At 53.3% G+C, this 23592-nt stretch carries 21 protein-coding genes, 4 tRNA genes and 1 pseudogene; 21 read left to right on the top strand and 5 right to left on the bottom strand.

The window, feature by feature from the left end; all coding sequences use genetic code 11:
* Position 1 precedes the first annotated feature (1 nt).
* The 7 genes from PAE68_RS20520 (at position 2) to PAE68_RS20490 (ending at position 8177) form a co-directional block, all read left to right on the top strand.
* Positions 2–871 (top strand): glycosyltransferase family 2 protein, encoded by an 870-nt coding sequence (locus tag PAE68_RS20520; RefSeq protein WP_281890057.1) that lies wholly within the window; start codon positions 2–4, stop codon positions 869–871.
* Positions 872–878: 7 nt separating this feature from the next.
* A complete protein-coding gene (locus tag PAE68_RS20515; RefSeq protein ID WP_281890055.1) occupies positions 879–2285 on the top strand; it encodes an undecaprenyl-phosphate glucose phosphotransferase in 1407 nt (468 codons plus the stop codon).
* Between the two features lie 128 nt (positions 2286–2413).
* Entirely contained in the window at positions 2414–3550 is a 1137-nt protein-coding gene (locus PAE68_RS20510; RefSeq protein WP_281890054.1) for an outer membrane lipoprotein-sorting protein, read from the top strand.
* A gap of 272 nt (positions 3551–3822) precedes the next feature.
* The gene (alr, locus tag PAE68_RS20505; RefSeq protein WP_281891170.1) at positions 3823–5022 is read left to right on the top strand and encodes an alanine racemase; all 1200 of its coding nucleotides are present in this window, start codon (positions 3823–3825) and stop codon (positions 5020–5022) included.
* 207 nt (positions 5023–5229) lie between these two features.
* Positions 5230–5511 (top strand): CopG family ribbon-helix-helix protein, encoded by a 282-nt coding sequence (locus PAE68_RS20500; RefSeq protein WP_281890052.1) that lies wholly within the window; start codon positions 5230–5232, stop codon positions 5509–5511.
* Between the two features lie 3 nt (positions 5512–5514).
* Positions 5515–5865 (top strand): type II toxin-antitoxin system PemK/MazF family toxin, encoded by a 351-nt coding sequence (locus tag PAE68_RS20495; protein WP_281890050.1) that lies wholly within the window; start codon positions 5515–5517, stop codon positions 5863–5865.
* 149 nt (positions 5866–6014) lie between these two features.
* The gene (locus tag PAE68_RS20490; RefSeq protein WP_397379530.1) at positions 6015–8177 is read left to right on the top strand and encodes a Tex family protein; all 2163 of its coding nucleotides are present in this window, start codon (positions 6015–6017) and stop codon (positions 8175–8177) included.
* Between the two features lie 697 nt (positions 8178–8874).
* Here the strand turns inward: PAE68_RS20490 and cmpA are convergent.
* Positions 8875–9018 carry a cortex morphogenetic protein CmpA gene (gene cmpA, locus PAE68_RS20485; RefSeq protein ID WP_281890048.1) on the bottom strand — a complete coding sequence of 48 codons (144 nt, stop codon included), beginning with the start codon at positions 9016–9018 and terminating at the stop codon, positions 8875–8877.
* A gap of 123 nt (positions 9019–9141) precedes the next feature.
* The gene (locus tag PAE68_RS20480; protein WP_281890046.1) at positions 9142–9501 is read right to left on the bottom strand and encodes a hydrolase/acyltransferase; all 360 of its coding nucleotides are present in this window, start codon (positions 9499–9501) and stop codon (positions 9142–9144) included.
* A 166-nt stretch (positions 9502–9667) separates the two neighbouring features.
* Between PAE68_RS20480 and PAE68_RS20475 the strand changes: the two genes are divergently transcribed.
* From PAE68_RS20475 to PAE68_RS20465, 3 genes are all read left to right on the top strand, one after another.
* On the top strand, positions 9668–10144 hold the full coding sequence (locus tag PAE68_RS20475; protein WP_281890045.1) for a SprT family protein: 477 nt from the start codon (positions 9668–9670) through the stop codon (positions 10142–10144).
* Between the two features lie 17 nt (positions 10145–10161).
* A tRNA-Asn gene (locus PAE68_RS20470) sits at positions 10162–10237 on the top strand.
* An 8-nt stretch (positions 10238–10245) separates the two neighbouring features.
* Positions 10246–10333 (top strand) — tRNA-Ser (locus PAE68_RS20465).
* Positions 10334–10448: 115 nt separating this feature from the next.
* Here the strand turns inward: PAE68_RS20465 and PAE68_RS20460 are convergent.
* A complete protein-coding gene (locus PAE68_RS20460) occupies positions 10449–11252 on the bottom strand; it encodes an IS3 family transposase (RefSeq protein WP_281890043.1) in 804 nt (267 codons plus the stop codon).
* Between the two features lie 159 nt (positions 11253–11411).
* Here PAE68_RS20460 and PAE68_RS20455 point away from each other — a divergent pair, with 159 nt between their 5' ends.
* From PAE68_RS20455 to PAE68_RS20420, 8 genes and pseudogenes are all read left to right on the top strand, one after another.
* On the top strand, positions 11412–12503 hold the full coding sequence (locus PAE68_RS20455) for an acyltransferase family protein (protein WP_281890041.1): 1092 nt from the start codon (positions 11412–11414) through the stop codon (positions 12501–12503).
* A gap of 284 nt (positions 12504–12787) precedes the next feature.
* Positions 12788–12961 (top strand): annotated as a pseudogene (locus PAE68_RS20450) (IS66 family transposase); the annotation flags it as partial.
* Between the two features lie 366 nt (positions 12962–13327).
* The gene (galE, locus tag PAE68_RS20445) at positions 13328–14347 is read left to right on the top strand and encodes a UDP-glucose 4-epimerase GalE (RefSeq protein WP_281890040.1); all 1020 of its coding nucleotides are present in this window, start codon (positions 13328–13330) and stop codon (positions 14345–14347) included.
* A gap of 156 nt (positions 14348–14503) precedes the next feature.
* Positions 14504–14575 (top strand) — tRNA-Glu (locus tag PAE68_RS20440).
* Between the two features lie 9 nt (positions 14576–14584).
* Positions 14585–14666: transfer RNA gene (locus tag PAE68_RS20435), tRNA-Leu, on the top strand.
* A gap of 221 nt (positions 14667–14887) precedes the next feature.
* On the top strand, positions 14888–15067 hold the full coding sequence (locus PAE68_RS20430) for a YjfB family protein (RefSeq protein ID WP_281890038.1): 180 nt from the start codon (positions 14888–14890) through the stop codon (positions 15065–15067).
* A gap of 267 nt (positions 15068–15334) precedes the next feature.
* Positions 15335–16090 carry a glycerophosphodiester phosphodiesterase gene (locus PAE68_RS20425; RefSeq protein WP_281890037.1) on the top strand — a complete coding sequence of 252 codons (756 nt, stop codon included), beginning with the start codon at positions 15335–15337 and terminating at the stop codon, positions 16088–16090.
* A 55-nt stretch (positions 16091–16145) separates the two neighbouring features.
* Positions 16146–17546 (top strand): S-layer homology domain-containing protein, encoded by a 1401-nt coding sequence (locus tag PAE68_RS20420; RefSeq protein WP_281890035.1) that lies wholly within the window; start codon positions 16146–16148, stop codon positions 17544–17546.
* A gap of 130 nt (positions 17547–17676) precedes the next feature.
* Here the strand turns inward: PAE68_RS20420 and PAE68_RS20415 are convergent, their stop codons facing one another.
* Positions 17677–18126: a DUF2621 domain-containing protein gene (locus PAE68_RS20415; RefSeq protein WP_281890033.1), complete on the bottom strand. Its 450-nt coding sequence runs from the start codon at positions 18124–18126 to the stop codon at positions 17677–17679.
* A 159-nt stretch (positions 18127–18285) separates the two neighbouring features.
* Here PAE68_RS20415 and PAE68_RS20410 point away from each other — a divergent pair, with 159 nt between their 5' ends.
* Entirely contained in the window at positions 18286–19413 is a 1128-nt protein-coding gene (locus PAE68_RS20410) for a deoxyribonuclease IV (protein WP_281890032.1), read from the top strand.
* Between the two features lie 110 nt (positions 19414–19523).
* Here PAE68_RS20410 and PAE68_RS20405 read toward each other — a convergent pair whose 3' ends face one another.
* The gene (locus tag PAE68_RS20405) at positions 19524–20663 is read right to left on the bottom strand and encodes a GGDEF domain-containing protein (RefSeq protein WP_281890030.1); all 1140 of its coding nucleotides are present in this window, start codon (positions 20661–20663) and stop codon (positions 19524–19526) included.
* A 430-nt stretch (positions 20664–21093) separates the two neighbouring features.
* Here PAE68_RS20405 and tkt point away from each other — a divergent pair, with 430 nt between their 5' ends.
* Both tkt and ppnP read left to right on the top strand, forming a co-directional pair.
* Positions 21094–23097 (top strand): transketolase, encoded by a 2004-nt coding sequence (gene tkt / locus PAE68_RS20400; RefSeq protein WP_281890028.1) that lies wholly within the window; start codon positions 21094–21096, stop codon positions 23095–23097.
* A gap of 65 nt (positions 23098–23162) precedes the next feature.
* Complete coding sequence (gene ppnP, locus PAE68_RS20395) at positions 23163–23480, top strand: pyrimidine/purine nucleoside phosphorylase (protein ID WP_281890027.1); 318 nt, start codon at positions 23163–23165, stop codon at positions 23478–23480.
* Positions 23481–23592 lie beyond the last annotated feature (112 nt).

Genomic DNA, 23592 nt, shown 5'->3' with positions numbered 1-23592 from the left:
AATGACTACTTTAAGCATAATCATAGTCAACTACAATACGTGTGATCTAACGATTGCTTGCTTGCAGTCTGTACTTCGTTCTAGGACGTGGTCCGAGTATGAGTTAATTGTTGTAGATAATAATTCTGTGGACTCTTCAGTCGAACAGATACGTATGAAGTGCCCACAACTTACACTAATCGCAAATGACCAAAACCTGGGCTTCGCCAAAGCCAACAACCAAGCCATGCGCATCGCCAAGGGCCGTTACATCCTGCTGCTCAACTCCGACACAGTCGTGCAGCCGGATACGCTGCAGACGATGCTTGACTTCATGGAGGCCAATCCAACAGTCGGCGCGGCGGGCTGTAAGGTCGTGCTGCCGGATGGGTCGCTCGACAAGGCTTGCCGCCGCGGCTTCCCGACGCCATCGGCTTCATTCTATTACGCCTTCGGCATATCGAAGCTGTTCCCGAATAGTGCGCGGTTCAATCAGTACCAGCTCACTCACCTAGATCCTGACAAGGATTATCCGGTGGACTGCTTGGTCGGTGCCTTCATGATGGTGCGGCGTGAGGTCATTGATCAGGTGGGGATGCTGGATGAGGATTTCTTCATGTATGGGGAAGACATTGACTGGTGCTACCGTATTAAGGAAGCGGGCTGGGGCATTCACTATTATCCGTATACACAGATCACTCATTATAAGGGAGCCAGTAGCCGACGCAAGCCCTTTAAGATCATTTATGAGTTCCACCGAGCGATGTATTTGTTCCATAGGAAGCATTTTTCCAAAAAATACTCCCCATTCGTCAATTTTTTCGTTTATACTGGTATTACAGTGAAGCTAGCTATTTCACTCTTACTGAACAAATTTGGATCCGTGAGGTGAAAAATGAATGATACGTAGAAGTCAGGGCTTCTTGTCGCAGGTCTATGCTCTGACCGATTTTATATCGATACAGCTCGTGTTCCTGTTCTCGTGGTGGCTGAAGTTCCAGAGCGGCTGGATCGCTTATGAGAACCCGCTGCCGATTAAGGACTATGCGCTGTGGAGCGTCGTGTATGGTGTCATCGTCGTCGGCTTCGGCTACATGTCGAGCTTCTATACGCCGAAGCGGAAGAAGCGTTTCTCGTATGAGCTGTTCACGATCATCCACGTGTACACGATCAGCTTGCTGATCTTGCTCAGCATCCTGTTCATTCTGAAGGAGCTCGACGTCTCGCGTTCTTATCTGTTATTGTTCCTCGTGAACAATATCTTAGTCGTCAGCTTCTATCGGTACGTCCTGAAGTATTCCCTGAAGCGTCTGCGGCAGAAGGGGTACAATAAGCAGTTCATGCTTATTCTTGGAGCAGGCACACTCGGCAAGAGCTTCTACAAGAACGTGCAGCAGCATCCGGAGCTTGGCTATGAGGTGGTCGGCTTCCTAGATGACTTCCAGGAGCAGCATGACGTCGCGAGCCGAAGGCTGGCGCCGATTATGGGACGCATCAGTGAGCTGGAGCAGATCCTGAACGACAATCTCGTCGACGAAGTGATCATCGCGCTGCCGCTGTCTGCTCATCACAAGTACGGCAAGATTATTAATATTTGTGAAAAAGCCGGCGTCAAGACGCTCATCATACCGGATTACTTCAACTACTTGCCTGCGCGTCCGTATTTCGATAACTTCGCTGGCATTCCGCTCATTAATGTGCGAGATATTCCGCTTGATGAGTTCCGCAATCGGTTCTTCAAGCGTACGTTCGATATCGTGTTCTCGCTAGCGGCGATCGTGCTGACGTCTCCGCTGCTGCTCGTCATCGCGGCGGGTATTAAGCTGACTTCGCCTGGGCCTGTTATCTTCAAGCAGGAGCGCGTCGGCTTGAACAGACGTACGTTCATGATGTATAAGTTCCGCTCGATGAAAGTTCAGACTGAATCGGATTCTGACACGAAGTGGACGACCGAGGATGACCCGCGCAAGACGCGGTTCGGTTCCTTCCTGCGCCGCACGAGTCTTGATGAGCTGCCGCAGTTTTTTAACGTGCTATTCGGTCATATGAGTGTTGTAGGACCGCGACCAGAGCGGCCGTACTTCGTGGAGCAGTTCAAGGAAGAGATTCCGAAGTACATGGTGAAGCATCACATTCGTCCGGGCATTACAGGCTGGGCACAGTCGAACGGGCTTCGCGGCGATACGTCGATTGAGGATCGGATACAGTACGATATTTTCTACATTGAGAACTGGACTTTTCTATTCGATATTCGCATTATATGGATGACGATCGTGAACGGCTTCCTGAATAAGAATGCTTACTAGCTCCTGTGACCTTCGGGTTATAGGAGTTTTTAGCATCTGCCCGAACCTTGTCTGCATAATCGGCCAAGTCCTCTCATAGACATGTATTAAGAAGGTGAGTTGATTAAGTCGTGGAGGGGATGAACGCGATGCAGCGGTTGAAGTGGGCGGTTGCAGTAATGCTGTGCTTGACTCTGGTGCTGTCGGGCTGTGGGTTGGTCGGCAAGAAGGACGCAGGGTCGGTTGTGAAGGAATTGGATGGAATGATGGGCAAGCTGCAGAGCTATCATGCAGAAGGTAAAATGACGCTGAACACCGGCACGGAGCCGCAGGAATATGCGGTAGAGGTATGCTTCATGGCGGAGTCATACTACCGTATTGCGCTAACGAATGTGAAGAAGGACATTACACAGATCGTGCTGCGCAACGATGATGGGGTGTTCGTGCTGACGCCGCATCTGAACAAGAGCTTCCGCTTTCAGAGCGATTGGCCGGACAACCAAGGACAAGTGTACCTGTATCAGTCGCTCGTCCAGAGCATTCTGATGGATAATGAGCGCCAGTTCACGTCCGATGAGAAGTCGTTCATCTTCGATGTGGCGGCGAATTACCAGAATAGCTCGCTGGCTCGTCAGAAGGTGTGGCTGGATAAGAGTAGCTATGCACCTCAGCATGTCGAGGTATCCGATACGAATAACAATATTATGGTCACGCTTCAGTTCGATAAGTTCGAGTTCGGTGCGAAGTTCGAGAAGGATCAATTCGATATGCAGCGCAACATGACAAGCTCGAGCCTGAAGACGCTGCCGACCATGGGGCATAACCACGGTGAGCCGTCGAAGGAGCAGGCAGGTGCAGCCGGTGAGAAGCAAGGTCAACCTGCGGACAAGTCGGCGTCTGCGCCATCCGCTGAGGACAAGGCTGCAAGCGCGAAGTCGTCGAACGACCAGTCCTTCGGCATTATTCAGCCGAACTACATGCCAAGCGGCGTGAAGCTGCAGGACACGACAGAGTTGAAGCTGGGCGACGGCAAGGCAATCATGCTCCGCTACACGGGCAAGTACAATTACACGCTGATCGAATCGCGTCCGAAGGAGAAGACGGTGTCGATTCTTCCAGGAGATATTATGGATCTGGGCTTCACTCTTGGAGTTGTAACAGGCGATGCGAAGAAGACACTGACTTGGACATATGACGGCGTGGAGTTCAGGCTGTCGACCGGTGATTTGCCGGAGGATGAGATGATTAAGGTAGCGCAGGCGGTTCAAGGGGAAATGGGGAAATAAGAGAGAGTTTTTTTGATCGTCCTCGCGGCTCGTCATGGGCTGCGGGGTCTTTTTTGCACAGAATAGGGGCTGTGTCGGCTGCAAGTAGAAGAAGGGATGATCCAGGTGTGCGGTCTGGCCCTGGCATCATAATGCAACGCCTATACGAATAAGTATATATGAACGGCTGTATAGCGTAAGTAGACAACAGGTTGACAGCCTACTGGCATGCGATTACCATGGGTGTATTGCGCTTGAAGCGACTAGACGATGAGACTGAAGAAGGTGAGCTTGTGGATTCATTTTACCGGCCGACAAGGGTGGAGATATCGCTGGATGCGCTGCGGCACAATCTGCTGGCGTTCAGGGAGGCGCTGCCGAAGCACGTATCGATGATGGCGGTCGTGAAGGCTGATGCGTACGGGCATGGAGCGGTCGAGGTGTGCAGGGAGTCTCTGGATTGCGGAGTCACGTACATAGCGGTGGCCTTCCTGGATGAAGGGCTGGAGCTGCGACGTGCGGGGGTCACCGCGCCGATTCTGGTGCTGGGGTATACGCCGCCCGAGGGCTTGCTAATTGCATATGAGCATAATATTACATTAAATATATATACGTACGAGGTGTTAGAGGCGTGGGAGCGGCTCGCGCCTGCGTGTGCAGAGGGACGTCCCTTGCGTATCCATATTAAGCTCGATTCCGGCATGAATCGGCTCGGGATTGCGTCGGAGGAGGCGATTCCGTTCATCGATCGGGCGCGGCAGACGGCGGGCCTGGAGGTGGAGGGGCTGTTCACCCATTACGCCTGTGCGGACGAGACGGATAAGAGCCATACGCTCGGTCAGTACGCTCGATTCGAGCGAGTCGTCCGCCATTACCGGCAGCAGTCGGTCGAATTCCGCTATGTGCACGCAGGCAACAGCGCCGCGGCGATCGATCTGCCCGACCATACGTTCAATATGGCGCGGCTGGGCATCAGCATGTACGGGCTATATCCGTCGGCTGAGGTCAATAAGCAGCGTGTCGAGCTTCGTCCGGTGCTGAGCATCAAGACCGGGGTTGTCATGGTGAAGCAGGTGCCGCCCGGTCAGGGCGTCAGCTATGGCGCAGTGTACAAGACAAGCGGCGAGGAGACGATTGCGACGCTGCCGATTGGTTATGCGGACGGGTATTCCCGGATGCTGACAGGGAAGGCGGAGGTGCTCGTGCGCGGGCAGCGTGTGCCGGTCGTTGGGAGAATTTGCATGGATCAATGTATGACGAATGTGACCGGAATTGCCGATATTTCTATAGAGGAAGAAGTAGTTATTCTAGGGGAGCAAGGGGGGGAGCGCATTACGGCCGAGGAGCACGCGAGCTGGCTCGGTACGATCAATTACGAGATCGTCTGCATGATCTCCCATCGTGTGCCGCGTGTCTATACGAAGAACGGAGCGGTCGTACGCTCGGTCAATCCGCTGCTGCGCCATCTATGGGAGAAGGCTGCTGAGGAGTAAGGTCCATATTACCAAGCTACTTTTTATAGCCTCATGAGAGGATTTTCATCTTTTACCGCGAATATGTATAGCAATCATACTCGTGCGATGCCGTTAGGTATAACATAAGTGATATACGGGGCGCATATATTGATCTTGTATATTTTAACTGGAAGTTTGCCATAATGGAAATAAGCTGTTCGCATGTTTTTGGGGGTGTATGAAGAGGTGGCCAATGCTCAGAACACGAAGCGCATCATGATCAGCTTGCCGGACTATTTGCTCGAAGAGGTCGATCATCTCGTCGAGAAGGAAAACTCCAACCGCAGCGAACTGATCCGTCAGGCGATGAAGCTTTATTTACTGGAACGGAAGAAGAGACATCTGCGTGAGTCGATGCAACGCGGGTATATGGAAATGGCGAAAATCAATCTCCTTATGGCCTCGGAAGCCTTTCAGGCGGAGGAAGAAGCGGATCATACGCTCGACCGTCTAGTTAGCGGGGTGTAGCGATTGATTGTCAAACGTGGCGACGTTTTCTTCGCGGACTTATCCCCTGTTGTAGGCTCGGAGCAGGGTGGCGTAAGGCCGGTTCTAGTCATTCAGAATGATATCGGCAATCGCTTCAGCCCTACGGTGATCGTGGCTGCGATTACGGCCCAAATTCAGAAGGCCAAGCTGCCGACGCATGTGGAGATTGACGCGGAAGCGCACGGTTTTGACAGAGATTCTGTCATTCTGCTTGAACAGATTCGGACGATCGACAAGCAGAGGCTGACGGATAAGATTACGCACCTGGATGAAGAAACGATGCGCAAGGTCGACGATGCATTGCAGATCAGCGTGGGCTTGATCGAATTTTAAGAGATTGTGCGGGGCTGAGGCGAGGGTTGCGACCCTCGTTTTTTGTTGGCTTTTTATATAGATGGATAAGAATGAGGGAAGGTGTCGAGGGGATGGCCAAGGAGCAGCAGTTAGAAGAGGGCAAGAGCGGCGTCGAGCTGACGGAGGAGATGAGCAAGGCGATCGCTGAGCGCATTCTGCGCACGATTGCGGCGGAGCTGAAGATCGGCGAGGGCAAGGTGAAGACGACCGTCGGCCTGCTGGATGAAGGCAATACGATCCCGTTCATCGCGCGCTACCGCAAGGAGATGACAGGGGAGCTCGATGAGAATCAGCTGCGGGATATTGAGGAGCGTCTGACGTACCTGCGCAATCTGGAAAATCGCAAGCTCGAGGTGCTCCGTCTCATCGACGAGCAAGGGAAGCTGACTGGCGAGCTGCGAGCTGCGATCGAGCAGGCGGTGAAGCTGCAGGAGGTCGAGGACCTGTACCGCCCGTATAAGCAGAAGCGTAAGACGCGGGCGAGCGTGGCGAAGGAGAAGGGGCTCGAGCCGCTGGCTGATTGGATCGCCTCGCAGCCTCGGCAGGGCGACCTACAGGCGCAGGCTGCGGCATACATCGACGCGGAGAAGGGCGTTCAGACGGCGGAGGAGGCCGTACAGGGTGCGATGGACATTATGGCCGAGAGAATCGCCGACGATGCGAAGATACGCGCCTGGCTGCGCAGATTCACGTTCGAGCAGGGTGTGCTGCGGACCGAGGCGAAGAATGCCGAGCAGGAGTCCGTCTACGAGATGTACTACAGTTACCAGGAGCCGGTACGCAAGCTGCCGCCGCATCGCATTCTTGCGATCAACCGCGGGGAGCGGGAGGACGTGCTGAAGGTGGCGCTGGATGTGCCTGTGGAGCGCATACATGAATATATCGGCAAGCAGACGATCAAGGGGCCGTCGGTCGTGCGGGATACGCTCGTTGCGGTCATTGAGGATGCGTACAAGAGGCTGCTCGCCTCCTCCATTGAGCGTGAGGTGCGAGGGGAGATGACGGAGAAGGCCGAAGAGCAGGCGATTCAGATTTTTGCCGAAAATCTTCGGAACCTGCTGCTGCAGCCTCCGGTCAAGGGTAAGGTTGTGCTCGGCGTCGATCCCGCGTACCGGACAGGCTGTAAGCTTGCGGTCGTGGACGATACGGGCAAGATGCTCGAGATCGCCGTCACGTACCCGACGCCTCCGAACAACAAGGTCGCCGAGGCGAAGGCGACGTTCAAGCGGCTCATCGAGCAATATCAGGTGGAGCTGATCGTCATCGGCAACGGCACCGCGTCGCGGGAGACGGAGCAGTTCGTCGCCGAGCTGATCGGTGAGCTGAAGTCGCGGAGCCTTGCGTACTTGATTGTCAACGAGGCAGGGGCGAGCGTGTACTCGGCGTCGAAGCTGGCGCAGGAGGAGTTCCCGGCACTCGATGTGGCGGAGCGCAGTGCAATCTCGATTGCCCGCCGTCTGCAGGACCCGCTTGCCGAGCTCGTGAAGATCGAGCCGAAGGCGATCGGTGTCGGTCAATACCAGCATGACGTGTCGCAGAAGCGTCTGGATGAGAGTCTGACGTTCGTCGTCGAGTCGGCGGTGAACCATGTCGGCGTCGATGTGAACACGGCCTCGCCGTCGCTGCTGTCCTACGTCTCGGGCATTAATCAGACACTGGCTCGCAACATCGTCAAGTTCCGCGACGAGAACGGCAAGTTCACGAGTCGTCAGCAGCTGCAGAAGGTGCCGCGTCTCGGTGCGAAGGCATACGAGCAGTGCGTCGGCTTCCTGCGCATACCGGAGGGTGCGAGCCCGCTCGATAATACACCGATCCATCCGGAATCGTACACGGTCGTGGACAAGCTGTTCAAGGAGCTGAAGCTCGAGCTCTCGATGCTCGGCACGGAGCAGATGAAGGCGATGCTGCAGCAGGTGGAGGCGGAGCAGCTGGCGCCGAAGCTGGACGTCGGTGTGCCGACGCTGAAGGACATTGTCGAGTCGCTGCTGCGTCCTGGTCGTGACCCGCGCGACGAGATGCCTGCGCCGATCTTGCGTACGGACGTGCTGCAGCTGGAGGATCTCCAGGTCGGGATGGAGCTGAAGGGGACGGTGCGCAATGTGATCGACTTCGGTGCCTTCATAGATATTGGCATTAAGAACGACGGACTTGTGCACATCTCGCAGCTGAGTCATTCTTATGTCAAGCATCCGATGGATGTCGTGTCTGTCGGAGATGTCGTGACGGTGTGGGTGCTGAATGTGGATGAGAAGAAGGGCCGAGTTGGCCTGACGATGAAGCAGCCGAAATAAAAGGATCGTATTTCAGGAGAAACAGCCATGCCGCTGACGCGGCACCTTCAGATGATGATAGATCGAAGAAGGCCCTCAATTTGGCTACGCCAAATTCGAGGCTTGTCATAACAGGCTCCGATATTTACGGAGCCTGTTATTTCAGGAGAGACAGCCATGCCGCTGACGCGGCACCTTCAGATGATGATAGATCGAGGAAGGCCCTCAATTAGGCTGCGCCAAATTCGAGGCTTGTCATAACAGGCTCCGATATTTACGGAGACTGTTATTTCAGGAGAGACAGCCATGCCGCTGACGCGGCACTATAAGGTGATGATTTATCAAGGAAGGCCCTCAATTTGGCTGCGCCAAATTCGAGGCTTGCCATAACAGGCTCCGATATTTATGGAACCTGTTATTTCAGGAGAGACAGCCATGCCGCTGACGCGGCACTATAAGGTGATGATTTATCAAGGAAGGCCCTCAATTTGGCTGCGCCAAATTCGAGGCTTGCCATAACAGGCTCCGATATTTATGGAACCTGTTATTTCAGGAGAAGCATAGCTGGGCGAGAGGAATACATCCGAAGGTGGACTGAATTCCTCTTGCGCGGCATATGCTCTATTCGTGCTGGGGAAGCGGCGTATAAGAAGACGGTGGCGGCTCGTCGCGCGGGCAGTGCTTGAACGGGTGCGAATCGAGCAGCGGATACGTATCCTCAAGGCTGAGTCTTCGGTTCAGCTGGCTCGGAGTCCGACTTGCGTGTGCTGTAGAAGTACCAGCAGTCGTTGAGCAGGCGGATTTGCCGCCGATTCTTGTTGTAGAAGGCGCGCATCAGTTGATTGCAGAGCCATTGTGGCATGCCGATCAGTCCTTTCCCTTTCGCTGTTATAGCATCAGCATATGGGCGAATGGACCGACGGGTGCACGTCCTTGGCGGTCTTCTCACGAGCGGTGCTTCGCCCGCGGGCGTTCCTCGTCGAGCTTAGAGCTCGTCCTCTTCCTCGTACCACTGCTCTAGCTGAGCCTGAAGCGCTCGGATCTCCGTTAGTAGCGAGATAAGCGGATACTGCTTCTCCTCGGCCTGCAGCGCCGCGAAGGTCTGCTCTAGACGGTTGATATAGTCGAGGCCGTTCTGCAGCTCTACACCGGGCAATACGATCTCAAGGCGCTCGAATTCGGCGACGAACTTCGGCAGCTCGGGTGCATCATTTGCAGTCAGCTTCTCCAGCTCCTTGTGCAGACGCTGGTTCAGCGCGGCGAGCTGATACATGTGGGTAGCTGGCATCTCGACGAAGTCCAGCTGGGCGCCGTGCTGCAGCAACGCATATTTTTTATTCGACATGGGGTTCGCTCCTAACATTAACCGAATGTAAAAGTGTACGATTGGTAAGATTACTACTTGACAGTTTAGCCTAATTAGCGGTTACAATTCAAGTGAGGCGTTACGTTATAGGACTAGAGCCATAGCGGCGTAGAGAAGAACAGACGTAGGGGTGGGAGTATGGATCATGGATGATCGGCAGCTGCAGCAATGGGTAGAGCAAATTTCGCTGTCGTCGTTTGGACGTCCTTTTGAGCACAAGGCGAGATTTAATAAGAGACTGCGGTCGACAGGCGGCAGGTATTTCACACGGAGTCACGATATTGAGATTAGCTGGCTGCAATATGAGCAGTTCGGTCGGCAAGATATTGAAGCGATCATTAAGCATGAGCTGTGTCATTACCATCTTCACATATTGGGGCAAGGATATCAGCATCGGGATGAGGAGTTCAAGACGCTGCTGCAGCTCGTGGGTGGCACGCGCTATTGTCAGTCGCTGCCGGATTCGTTGCAGCGCCGGGAGCCTTACCGGTACAAGCTGGTGTGTGTGGATTGCCGGATGGAATATTTGCGCAAGCGCAAGGCCGATCCGAAGCGGTACGTGTGCGGCAAGTGCAAGGGCAAGCTGATGCTCGTCGAGCTTGACATCAAGCAGCATTCATGATAAATTAATAAACACGTTCCCTGATAGCTCAGTTGGTAGAGCACTCGACTGTTAATCGAGTTGTCACAGGTTCGAGTCCTGTTCGGGGAGCCATATTTCTTGGAGAGATACCCAAGTGGCTCAAGGGGACCCTCTGCTAAGGGGTTAGACTGCGTAAGTGGTGCGAGGGTTCGAATCCCTCTCTCTCCGTATAGAATACAAAAAAGGAAGCCGTCAACTGACGGTTTCCTTTTGGTATGTTCGCTCACCGTGTGCGTCATCTCCGCGGTGAAAGTCCCGAATGGGGGCTGGCAAGCGCCTGCCATTAGCCAAGAGCAATGAAGTAAAAGGACGGCTCGAGGTATACGAATCCAATTTGAGGGTTGCAACCGGATGAGTCACTATATACCATCTCTTTCTTCAATACCGAATGAAAACTCTCGATCGGAGCGCTATCATAAGGGCAGCCTTTGGCTGAAAAGGATTGGCGAATTCCCAGCGCTTTCAGCTTATCTCGATATTCCCGGCAGGTGTACTGACTTCCTCGGTCGGAGTGCAGGATTAAGCCTTTCACAGGGTTTTCTGCGTTCACAGCCATATCTAGCGCAGACAGTACAATCGATTTATCCATGGTTTTGCTAAAACACCAACCGATAATCTTGGATGTGGATAAATCCATAATGGAGGCTAGATAACACCAGCCTAACTCTAACGTATGTACATAAGTCACATCGCTAACCCATTTTTCATTGCGGCGCGTCGTAAAGAAGTCTCGATTCAGTAAGTTCTCTCCGCCATTGTACACAGCATCTTTCTTCTCCGGTCTAAACTTCTTAATCACGACAGACCGCAGTCCCAGGCGCTTCATGATGCGCTGTACTCTTTTCTCACAGACTTTAAAGGGCAGCTCTGACTTAAGGAGCTCCTGTCTAAACTTAGGGGCTCCATAAATGCCATCATGCTTATGATAGATCAGTATGATCTCCTTTTTTAGTCTTTCATTCTCCAAGGCGAGCTTGCCGCGTGGGCGTTTTGGGTACAGAAATAAAAGCTGCTGTGTCCAATCCCGAGCACATTGCACACCTGTTTTTTTGGAGAATCGGTCAGACTGGGATGCGGCGATATCCACGAGATCTGGAACCGTTACTTTTTGGCGAATATGGTCATTGCTTTACAGTATGGTCCTATTGCTATTCTCAAATAGTTCTATTGCTGTCCTCTTTTTTCTGGTATAATGTTGAAAGCGTCTAGAAAATCAAACATTTCAAGTGATTATGAGGATATTCCTATGCTAAAAAAAATTAATGCCATTGGTGATTACTCCGAAGGAAGAAACAATACCTTTGATTTAATAAGATTTTTTGCAGCTTCCATAGTACTTTTATTTCATGCGTGTGTACTTTCTTTTGGTACTAATGCTAGTCATGATCCGTTATTTATCTTCACCAACGGACAGTTTCATCTTGGGAAAATGGGTGTAGCGATATTTTTTATCGTAAGTGGCTTTTTAATCACTCAAAGCTATGAAAAGAATAATCATGTATTGAAATTTTTTCTAAATAGAGCACTTCGAATTTTCCCTGCACTCATTGTCTTGTTGCTTCTTACTGTATTTGTGTTAGGGCCATTGGTCACGACATTACCTCTACGTGATTATATGCAGAGTCCGGAAACCTACACCTATCTAAAATCAGTGTTACTTCACCCAATGTATTATTCACTACCAGGTGTTTTCGCCAATACTGATGATGCAGGGATTGTTAACGGGTCATTATGGACCTTAGAATTTGAGTTTCTTTGTTACATATTAGTCGGCATATTAGGTGTAATAAAAATGCTGAGGAAAGAAATTATTCTTTTATTTTTACTAGGTGTCTATTGGGTATCACATTCACCTGACCTTATTGGAAATGGCTATTTTGCATCACCCATTACAACGGAATTAGTTAAGTATTTCACTGTAGGAATGTTGTGCTATTTGTTACGTTACTACATAATCATGCATCGTTATATAGCAATTTTATCTGTCATATTGTTAGTCGCTACTAGTAGCTTTGGCCACTTCCAATTTGCGTTTACTTTTTGCGGCACATATCTCGTTATGTTTTTTGCATTTATGGGTAATCAACATCTTCGTGAATTTTCAAAGAACGGTGACTACTCCTATGGTCTCTACATTTACTCATTCCCAATACAGCAACTTCTTGTGTCCTTACATGGGGATAGATTGAACTTCGCAGGTTTATTCCTACTTTCATACCCTCTAACTTTAATCGTGGCATATTTCTCATGGCATCTGATTGAGAAACGAGCGTTAAACTTAAAAAAATATAGGTTCAAAGCAGCCAGGCTACTGAAATCGAAGCAGACTCTGAACTAAAAACTTTTTCAAAACAGAGAGGCAGAAGTTCATCCTCTCTGTTTTATTTCTTTGCGCGCAGTGTCTTTAAAGGTAAGCGTCATACACTTCGCCCTCACCCCATGTATGCATAGGTGAGATAATGTCCTCAGTATGAACCGATGAGGACATTGAATTAATCGAGCAGAGCGACTACAGGCATAGAGAATTCGTATTGAGAAATATCGAACGAGCGGTCAAACCATTGTTGCCTGGGGTAAGGCCAATAACCATACTTGACGGGACAGGTGGTCACCTGCAGCCTGAACCATTGGGGCAAGCTTGTCGCATTCATGCATGACGGCAGGCTCGAGATTGACAATAACCGAGCGGAGCGTGCCATTAAACCGGATTTGATTGGCCGGAAAAACTGGATATATACCTACGCGCCTAAAGGCGCGAAAGCAAGTGTGACGATCTACAGCATTGTTGAATCCGCAAATACTTGAAGTTTTTGTTCTAGCATTTGCCACAGTTTAGGAACATTCATGATAAACATGGTTTGAGACAACTGGCTCCGTGGTCAACGTCATTGCCGGACTCTTGTCGTGTAGCACCACCGAAGTAGTCCTAAGGTGTGGGCTATTTTACACTTACCTTTAGAGCGTCTGATAGAAAGTTGGTAATTCCAATAGGATGTCTGGTACACCGATTTTAAGGCTCGATGATTAGTAATGCCTGTACAGAGCATGCGAGGGGGCGTCCCTCCTCACAATTAAGCTTGCCTATGGAATGGCTTACCAGTTACTATGGAACGTAGGGGAATAACCCGAATTTTGCCGACAGATCGGTTGGAGGGTGTACAGATGGCCGTATTGGTTACGGGTGGAGCAGGCTACATAGGGACTCATACTTGCGTAGAGCTGTTGAACCGCGGGTTCGACATCGTCGTCGTCGACAACTTCTATAACAGCAAGCCGGAGGCGCTACGGCGGGTCGAGGCGATCACAGGAAGGACGTTCCCTTATTACACCGTCGACCTGCTGGAGCGGGACGCGCTGGCGAACGTATTCGCCGAGCACGAGATCGAATCGGTTATTCATTTTGCCGCGCTTAAGGCGGTAGGGGAATCGGTTCGGTTGCCGCTGCAATATTACCACAACAATATTACGGGCACACTGACGCTATGCGAGGTTATGCAGCAATATGGCGTGAAGAAGCTCGTCTTCAGCTCGTCAGCAACGGTATACGGTGTACCGGAGCAGGTGCCGATTGATGAGGAAATGCCGCTAGGCGCCACAAATCCGTATGGACAGACGAAGCTGATGATCGAGCAAGTGCTGAGGGACCTGTACGTATCCGACAACGAGTGGAGCATCGCGCTGCTCCGTTATTTCAATCCCGTCGGCGCTCACGAGAGCGGTACGATCGGCGAGGACCCGAACGGATTGCCGAATAACTTGATGCCGTTCGTGACGCAAGTGGCCGTCGGCAAGCTTCCGCATGTGAACGTATTCGGCAACGACTATCCGACGCCAGACGGAACAGGCGTGCGAGATTATATCCATGTCGTAGACCTCGCGGTCGGACATATTAAGGCGCTGGAGTATATTCGAGCTCATAAGGGTGCAGAGGCATTCAACCTCGGGACAGGCAATGGCTACAGCGTGCTCGAGATGATTCAGGCGCTTGAGCGAGCATCGGGCCGTACCATCGCATACCGGATCGTAGACCGCAGACCTGGCGATATAGCCGTATGCTATGCAGACCCGGCCAAGGCGAAGGCGCAGCTGCAATGGGAGGCTGAGCGTGGCCTGGAGCAGATGTGCGAGGATGCTTGGCGCTGGCAGCTGAACAATCCGAACGGCTACGAAACAGCGGAATAGCGCCAGGGTCTCTCCTTGATATGGTTCTCTGCCAGGACGAATAGACCGATTTGCAGGCCTGAGTCTTTGGCAGGGAATTCCTTATTATTTTTTTGTAAAAAAGGTATTGCATCCGTCCTATGCATGATATATAATAACACTTGTCGCTTCGAGCAAGGCCCGTTGGTCAAGGGGTTAAGACACCTCCCTTTCACGGAGGTAACAGGGGTTCGAATCCCCTACGGGTCATTTAAATACGCGGTTGTGGTGGAATGGCAGACACGCTATCTTGAGGGGGTAGTGGGCTTCGCCCGTGGAGGTTCGAGTCCTCTCAACCGCATACATTGACAAAGCCTTGAGTATCAAGGTTTCTTTTTTTTTTCGAAGTAATTTTATATTTTTTCATATGTCCTAGCTTAGCCCCCCCCTGCAACTCCAGCCCCATGTCCATCCTCCCTTTACAGCCTCTGCCTATATGAGCTATAGTCGTTATAACGAACAGCGTCTGCGCCATCATACCTGTTCGATTCATCTCTAACGGAAGAGGGTGACCCGATCCCGATGAATATTCAATCGACACTGAACGCTATATCCGGCCAAGACACACTGAAGCAGCTCGTCGGCATCTCGATCTTGAACAAGGTGAAGGAGACGCAAGCGACGCAGGCGGCGACGATTTTGCAAGATTTTGCAGCTGCACAGCCGGCTCACTTGGGCCGCAATCTGGACGTCCGCGTCTAGCGGCATCGTCTACGAACTTATCCTCTATCTACATACACACATGGAATACGCACACTGACGCACCATCAGATCGAATTTCGAAGCTCTCACCGTTGCTGTGAGAGCTTTTTGCAGTTCGATCCAGCTTTTTACAAGAAATTAACACGCTCCCCGACGACTAACGATTGCGCGGCGGCGCCTAAGCGCGGGATAATAGTAGTAGATACATCAGCACCTCGCACGACGACATGCACAGATGTCGAATCGAACGAACGGAGGACGAAACAGATGGAACAGCAGCAGTCATATGGACGCCCGCTTATTATCGGGCACCGCGGAGCGGCAGGTGAGGCGCCGGAGAATACGCTCGCTTCCTTCAAGCTAGCGATTGAGCAGGGAGCCGATGCGCTCGAGCTGGACGTGCACGAATCGGCAGACGGAGACATCATCGTGTGCCACGATCATACGGTAGATCGGACGACGGATGGAACCGGACGGATCGATGCGATGCTCGCCGATGAGCTGCGCAAGCTCGATGCAGGCGCATGGTTCAGCCCGAGCTATGCAGGGGAGCGGGTGCCGCTGCTGGCGGAGGTGTTCGCGGCGGTGCCGCAGCACATCATGATTAATGTAGAGATCAAGTGCGACTACAGCGCGCGCTTGTCCATCCGACTGCTGCAGCTGCTGGTCGAATATGGCCGTATGGACTCGGTCGTCGTCTCTTCCTTCAACCATAAGACGCTGCTGCGACTGAAGCATGATCATCCAGCGCTGCGCATCGGCCTGCTGTACGTCGGCGATCTCGTGCATCATGCGAAGCTGGCCGACATCTCCGGCATGGACGTCTACTCGCTGCATCCGCACTACGCGGGCATTGGCGCGGAGGATGTACAGGAGGCGGTCCGCTGTGGTCTTAAGGTATATCCGTACACGATCAACGAGCCACAGCATCTGCAGCAGGCGATCGCAGCGGGCTGCACGGGCATCATTACGGATTATCCGGCCCGGCTGAAGCAGCTGCTGGACGATTCGTCTGTCGAATAAAGGTAACAATTGACCTTCTATTTGCCGATATAGGTAGGGATGGGAGGTAAGATGGATGATGACTATGAATGGCAAAAGAACGGTTCGCCGACTCGCAGCTGCTCTTCTGTCCGTAGCGTTCGCGTTCGGCACAATGCAGGCTGGCGCACCAGTCGCTCAAGCTGCGTTCAAGGACGTGGGACCAAGCTACGCCTGGGCTTCCAGCTCAATCTCGCTGCTTGCGGGCAAGAAGATATTGAGCGGGTTCCCAGACGGCAGCTTCCGGCCGCAGCAGGCGGTCACGAAGGCGGAATGGAGCGCGATGGTGTACCGTCTCTTCGATACATACAGACCGAATGCGAAGGCGAGTGACATGACGAGGGTCATAGGGTACGCGGATGTGCCCGAGACGCACTGGGCGTATAAGCCGATAATGGATCTATATGATAGCTCGTTCCGCATTGGGGCCTACGGGGCAGATGAGGAAGGGCAGCTCGCGTTCATGCCAGATATGCCGCTCACGCGACTGCAGCTGGCGCTCATGCTTCATTCGTACTTCGGCGGCAAGCTGCTCGATGAGCGATTGACAGACAACGACGTGTGCGCAGTATCACTGAGCCACTTCCAGGACGTGCCGGTCAGTCTGCAGCCGGACAAGGATGCTTACGCCTTCGCCCAGCTTGATGGACGCTATGACGGCAACGGCTGGATGGACGCCGCGATGACAGAGGTGTATCCGATTCTGATGCTCGGTACAGGTGCGAGTGATTGCACGCTCGGCGATGACCCGCTCTCGAATGTGCAGGCAAGGGCGCTGGCAGGGCTGCAGTCGAACGGCATCATGTCGGAGGATGATGAAGGATATTTCCGTCCGCTCGACCCTCTCAGCCGCGCCGAGGCGGTCGTCATCCTGGATCGAGTCTACCATTATTTGCTCGTTAATGATTGGCTTGATTTCTACTCGACCGTCGATCTGGAGGCAGCTGCGCCTCAGTCGGGGGCGCCTTCGCAGCCAGGGGTGCCCGGAACGGGAGCTTCGCCGTCCACACCTTCTACGCCTGTCTTTGACTACAACGCCTCTCCTGGCTCGTCCTATACGCCGAGTACCCCGAGTGCGCCGAACAGCTCGAACAGTGCGGGGGTGCAGGTGCTGGATTGGTTCGACGGCAATGGGCAGATCGTCAAGAATTTGGCGATGAACGGCGAGATCCAGACGGCTATCGAGCCGAAGGGGAAGAAGTACATCACCATCGATCTATCCTCGAGGAAGGCAGTGGATCTGTATATTACGATCGACTCGCGGATGGGCTTCGTCCGTCAGGAGGAGCTGCCTATTACGTTATCGGTCGGCAGTGCCTCGATCGTCGCGATTCGCACACAGGTACGAGAGCCGATCCTCACCCCAGGCGCTGCGTACGAGGCGACGCTGACGGTCAAGCTGACGAACGAACAGCCCGTGACGAAGAAGAAGCGCTAAAGTCTTCGCAACACAACAAAGCTCCGCAGCTCGAACTCAGATGAGTTCAGACTGCGGAGCTTTTCATTCATCCTACACGACTTAGTATCTCTCGTACACGTCGGGTACGCATGGTGCTTCAGCCTGCCTATTATTGCAGCATATGCTTGTACGGTGTGTAGTCGATCTTCTTCTTGTTCAGGAAGCTGATCAAGCTGCGGTAATCCCGCCGCGGCGTTGCCAGAATGTAGCCCCTGATGCAATGGTCGCGTGTAACGGCAGCAGCGTTCTCGCTGAGCGCCACCTCGCCGATCTTCGCTGCAATCGAATGCTTGGCGATGTCGCGGAAGGCGCTCGGCACCGGCTCGACGAGCATGTCGAGGAACGCCTTGCTTTCGTCAGTCCACAGGTGGCGGGAAGCTTCGACGTAATGATTTTGCCAATCGAGCTTGCTCTTGCCGTCCTCCTTCGGAAGCACCTTGAAGAACTTGCGGAACATGAAGTACCCGCCTACTGACATCGCGAATAAGAGCACGAATACCCAGAAAAATATAAACCACATGAACCCCGCTGGCGGGGCGCTGTTGAATGGAAATAACATTGTAATCGTCACCTCATTCCACATTATACCGCAATCCTCGCATTTATAAAATGCAAATGACACCAAACGTTGGACGGTTCCTAGATTTCCGTCATCATTCCTAGTAAAATAGCAAAGAAGCATGTCCATAGGGACATCGGAAAAGGAGTGAATTCGAGCATGGTGAAAATCGGATCGCACGTCTCGTTCTCAGATAAAGGGCTGCAGAACGCAGCAGAGGAAGCCGTCTCCTACGGCTCTGGCACGTTCATGATCTACACCGGAGCGCCGCAGAACACGCGCCGCAAGCCGATTGAGAATCAATATATTGAAGAGGGCAAGGCGATCATGGACAAGCATGGCATTGGGGAAATTATTGTCCATGCTCCTTATATTGTGAACCTGGCCTCCTACAAGGAGGATACGTTCGAGCTGGCTGTCCGCTTCCTGCAGGAGGAGATTCGCCGCACGGACTACCTCGGGGTGAGACAGATTGTGCTGCATCCGGGCGCCTACACGGACAAGGATGCGGAATACGGCATCGCCCGGATCGCAGAGGGCTTGAATCAGGTGCTCGAAGGCATCAAGGACACGGGCGTGAATATCGCGCTCGAGACGATGGCCGGCAAGGGCACAGAGATCGGCCGTAGCTTCGAGGAGCTGGCTGCCATTATGGAGAAGGTCGAGCGTAATGAGCGTCTGACCGTCTGCCTCGACACGTGCCACGTTCATGACGCTGGCTATGACATCGTGAACGATCTGGACGGTGTCGTGGAGCAGTTCGACCGCACCGTCGGGCTGAACCGGCTTGCTGTCATTCACTTGAACGACAGCAAGAACATGCGCGGCGCAGGCAAGGACCGCCATGCTCCGGTCGGCGCAGGCTGGATCGGCTTCGAGGCGATGCAGCGTATCGTGCATCACGAGCAGCTGAAGCATCTGCCGTTCATTCTCGAGACGCCGTGGATCGGCAAGGACGATGACAAGCAGCGTCCGATGTACGAGGTGGAGATTGCGCTGCTGGGCGGGACGGTGAAGGAACGGTTCGGCGATGCGTTTCTCACCGATGTTGAGAAGCTCGGTCATTTCTTCAGCAAGCAGGAGATCGACTCCCGCGCTTACGTGCTGGACACCTGGCAGCTGCTGAAGACGGATGCGAAGGCGAAGAAGGCCGACGGGCGCGAGCCGATGGAGCGGCTGTACGATCTGATCGCGGCGGAGAATGTGTTCCCGGAGCTATCTGAGGAGCAGGTGAACCACCGATTGACCGCTTGGTTCGCTGGAGAACGCTTGTTCGCGATGATGTAGAGAATAAGAGAAGCCCTGCTCCCGTGATGGGAAGCAGGGCTTCATGCGTATGGGCGACACTTGTGATGAGCTATCGTATCAATGGAGGTGTATGCTGAGCAGGTATAGCTCTAGCTTGATATAACGGCGGCAGCGCTCTGATGCTCCGAGTGGTTGCTCTCCTCCAGCCCGGCCTGCATGACCGTGCGGTTTTTGCCTGAGCGCTTGGCGATGTAGAGCGAGGCGTCTGCTCCCTTGAACAGCCCCTCCTTGCCCTCACCCTTGACGTAGTCCTGCAGTCCGATGCTGATCGTTGCGGCCTTGTTCTCGAGCTCGGGATGGAAGGTGATGTAGAGCTTCTGCCGTATGTTCTCCACGATGGCATGGGCTTCCTCAAGCGTCTTCTCGGTGAAGATAATGGCAAATTCCTCACCACCGTAACGGGCAACAAAATCGTTCGGCGTGACTGATTCCTTCATAATGGCCGCAACTCGCATCAGCACGATATCGCCGACCCAGTGGCCGTACGTGTCGTTAATCCGCTTGAAGCTATCAATATCGAGAATAGCTAATTGGAGCGGGAGGCTATTCCGCTCGCTCTGCTCGATGAGCTTCTCTAAATATTCGTGGAACGTCTTGTGGTTGTACAGCTCGGTCAGCGCGTCGATCTTCGATACCGTATCCATAATGATGTTTTTGACCAATAGCTCCTGCTTGGCCTCGGTCTCGGACTTCAGATTGTCCAGCAGCTCGATCCCGCTGCTCGTAATTGCGAGTGCGATAACTGTTGTACCCGTGAACAGGAACAGGATGCCGATTGTATGGACGGGCTGCATCGTCATGCGCAGCGGCTCGCTGATGCCGTACAACGCGGCGAAGGCGAGCAGGACAGTGGCGAACGAGAATATGATCGGCTTCTTATTGAACGACAAGACAGATGTCAGAATCGGGAAGATGTAGATGGCCGGCACGATGCCGATGGTCGGATTCATCCATACTATCGATGAGGCGAAGAGAATGCCGGTCGTTATGAGCAGCCAGTCGCGCTGGATGCTCCGGTAGCGACTCAGCCATTCGACAACACCTGTGACAGTGGCCAGCACAGCGGCGTGAGCGATGAGGGGAAGCCAGATGCTTGAGGGCTCCAGCCCTTGATGCAAGCGGATCAGACCTTCCAGAATAACGGTCAGAATGATGGTAATCCAGTATAGGCTCAGCATTTTCCGATAAGTCTGGCGTGTGTTGGCAAGCTCTTGTAAGATGTGGTTCATAGATCGACTCCCCGAAGTCATGTATATTCAGACGAATTAGGACGTGGATGATTGGTAAAATGTTCTCCGGTTTCCATTACTCCTAAATTCGATGCTCAGAGGCTAATTCCTTCGAAAGACCTAACTATTTTTTTGAAAATAAGTCGTTGGCTAGTGGCTAAACGGCGCGGACGTCTATTATGCTTCGAAATGTTTAGAATATGCTTATGAGACTCAAGATGGATGTCTGCTGTAGCGCTTTCTGTATGGCAATCTCGAAGCGACAATGGTACAATAAGGAGTACTTGAGTGTCGATCCTGTACGTACAAGTGCCGCGCGATGTGCAAGGCATGCTGCAGGCAGTCGACCCATACTTGCTGTGCGCGTGTGGATTCATGCTTTACTGCGGTACAGTAAGAAAATATATGATGGAGTGGAGGATAACGTTTCATGACGGTTACGAACAAGACGATCGAGCAATTATCCGTAGACACGATTCGGACGCTTTCTATTGATGCGATTGAGAAGGCGAAGTCCGGTCACCCTGGTATGCCGATGGGAGCTGCTCCTATGGGCTATGAGCTGTTTGCGAAGCTGATGAAGCACAATCCCGATGCACCGACATGGATCAACCGCGACCGCTTCGTGCTGTCCGCTGGACACGGCTCGATGCTGCTGTACAGCCTGCTGCACCTGAGCGGCTACGACCTGCCGATGGAGGAGCTGAAGAACTTCCGTCAATGGGGCAGCCTGACGCCGGGTCACCCTGAGGTTGGCCACACGCCGGGTGTTGACGCTACGACAGGCCCGCTCGGACAAGGCTTCGGTATGGCTGTTGGTATGGCGATGGCTGAAGCTCATCTTGCTTCTGTATACAACCGTGACCAGTTCCGTGTTGTCGATCATTATACATACGCGATCTGCGGCGATGGCGACCTGATGGAAGGTATTTCTTCGGAGTCCGCATCGCTTGCGGGTCACCTGAAGCTTGGCAAGCTGATCGTGCTGTACGATTCGAACGATATTTCCCTCGATGGCGAGCTGAACCTGTCGTTCTCCGAGAACGTCGCTCAGCGCTTCGAGGGCTATGGCTGGCAAGTGCTGCGCGTAGAGGACGGCAACGACCTCGAGGCGATTCACAAGGCTGTGCTTGAGGCGCAGGCTGACTACCGTCCGACGCTGATCGAGGTGAAGACGGTGATCGGCTACGGCAGCCCGAACAAGGCTGGTAAGGGCGGTCATGCAGGTCCGCACGGCTCCCCGCTCGGTACAGACGAGGTTGTGCTGACGAAGCAAGCGTACGGCTGGGATGACAGCCAGCATTTCCATGTACCGGACGAGGTTCGCGCTCACTTCGAGGGGATCAAGAAGAGCAACATTGAGAACTACAACGCTTGGAACAGCATGTTCGCGGAATATGCGAAGGCGCATCCGGAGCTGGCGAAGCAATTCGAGGCTGCGGTGAACGGTGACCTGCCAGAGGGCTGGGACGCTGCGATTCCGGCTGATATTCCAGCTGAGAAGGGTACACGTACTGCTTCGGGTACCGTGCTGAACGCGATCGCTCAGAACGTACCTTCCTTGGTCGGCGGCTCTGCGGACCTTGAGTCGTCCACGATGACGCATATGAAGGGACTTGGCGTTCTGACCGCTAACGACTACAGCGGCCGCAACATTTACTTCGGCGTTCGTGAGTTCGGAATGGGCGCTGCGGTGAACGGTATGCTGCTGCACGGCGGTCTGAAAGTATTCGGCGGTACGTTCTTCGTATTCTCCGACTACCTGCGTCCGGCGATTCGCCTTGCTTCCATTATGGACGTGCCTGCGATCTACGTGTTCACGCATGATAGCATCGGCGTAGGCGAAGACGGTCCGACGCATGAGCCGATCGAGCAGCTTGCTGCGCTTCGCGTTATCCCAGGCGTGACGGTGATTCGTCCGGCTGACGGCAGCGAGACGGCGGCAGCTTGGAAGTATGCCGTGGCGAACAAGAAGGGCCCTGTTGCTCTGATCTTCTCCCGTCAAGCAGCAGCGAAGCTTGAGGGCTCGGAGAACGGCGCGGTCGAGCGCGGCGCTTATGTCCTCTCCGATGCAGCGAATGGTCAAGCTCAGGTGCAGCTGATCGCTACAGGCACCGAGGTGCAGCTGGCGGTAGCAGCGCAGAAGAAGCTGGCTGAGGAAGGCATCGCAGCACGCGTGATCAGTATGCCAAGCTGGGAGCTGTTCGATCGCCAGGATCAGGCGTACAAGGATTCCGTCCTGCTGCCTAACGTGAAGGCTCGCCTTGCGATCGAGATGGGTCATTCGTTCGGCTGGGATCGCTATGTAGGTGACCAGGGCAGCGTCCTTGGTATCGATCGCTTCGGCGCATCTGCACCAGGACCTGTCGTTATTGCCGAGTACGGCTTCACCGTGGAGAACGTGGTTGAGCGCGCGAAGCAACTATTGAAGTAATCAGCTACACCAGCTTCCGAGACAGCTCGGAGACTGTTAGTTCAAGATAAGAGGAGCAATCTACCATGTCCCAATTCGAACAAGTTACAGTGTTGACTAAAGCGAACATCTACTTCGACGGCAAAGTGACGAGCCGCACGGTGCTGTTCGCGGACGGTACGAAGAAGACGCTTGGCATCATGCTGCCAGGCGAATATGAGTTCGGCACCGATGTCAAGGAACTGATGGAGATTCAAGCCGGCGAGCTGAAGGTATTGCTGCCTGACGCGACGGAGTGGCTCGAAATCAACGGCAGCGGCCAATTCTTCGTTCCGAAGGGTACGAAGTTCAAGCTGGACGTACGTACAGCAACCGACTACATCTGCTCGTATATCGAGGAGTAGGCAGCACGTAGTCTTATAGCTTATCGATGTACACCATAAGAGAACCCCGCCTAGCTTCTCGCAGGAGAGCTTGGCGGGGTTTTTTAACGTTTTATATTAGGTCGCTTGCTCA

Origin of the sequence: Paenibacillus sp. YYML68 (genome assembly GCF_027923405.1) — a bacterium.
Classification (GTDB): Bacteria; Bacillota; Bacilli; order Paenibacillales; family NBRC-103111; genus Paenibacillus_G.
The sequence above is the reverse complement of the archived record's forward strand: the minus strand, read 5'-3'. Positions and strand labels throughout refer to the sequence as shown.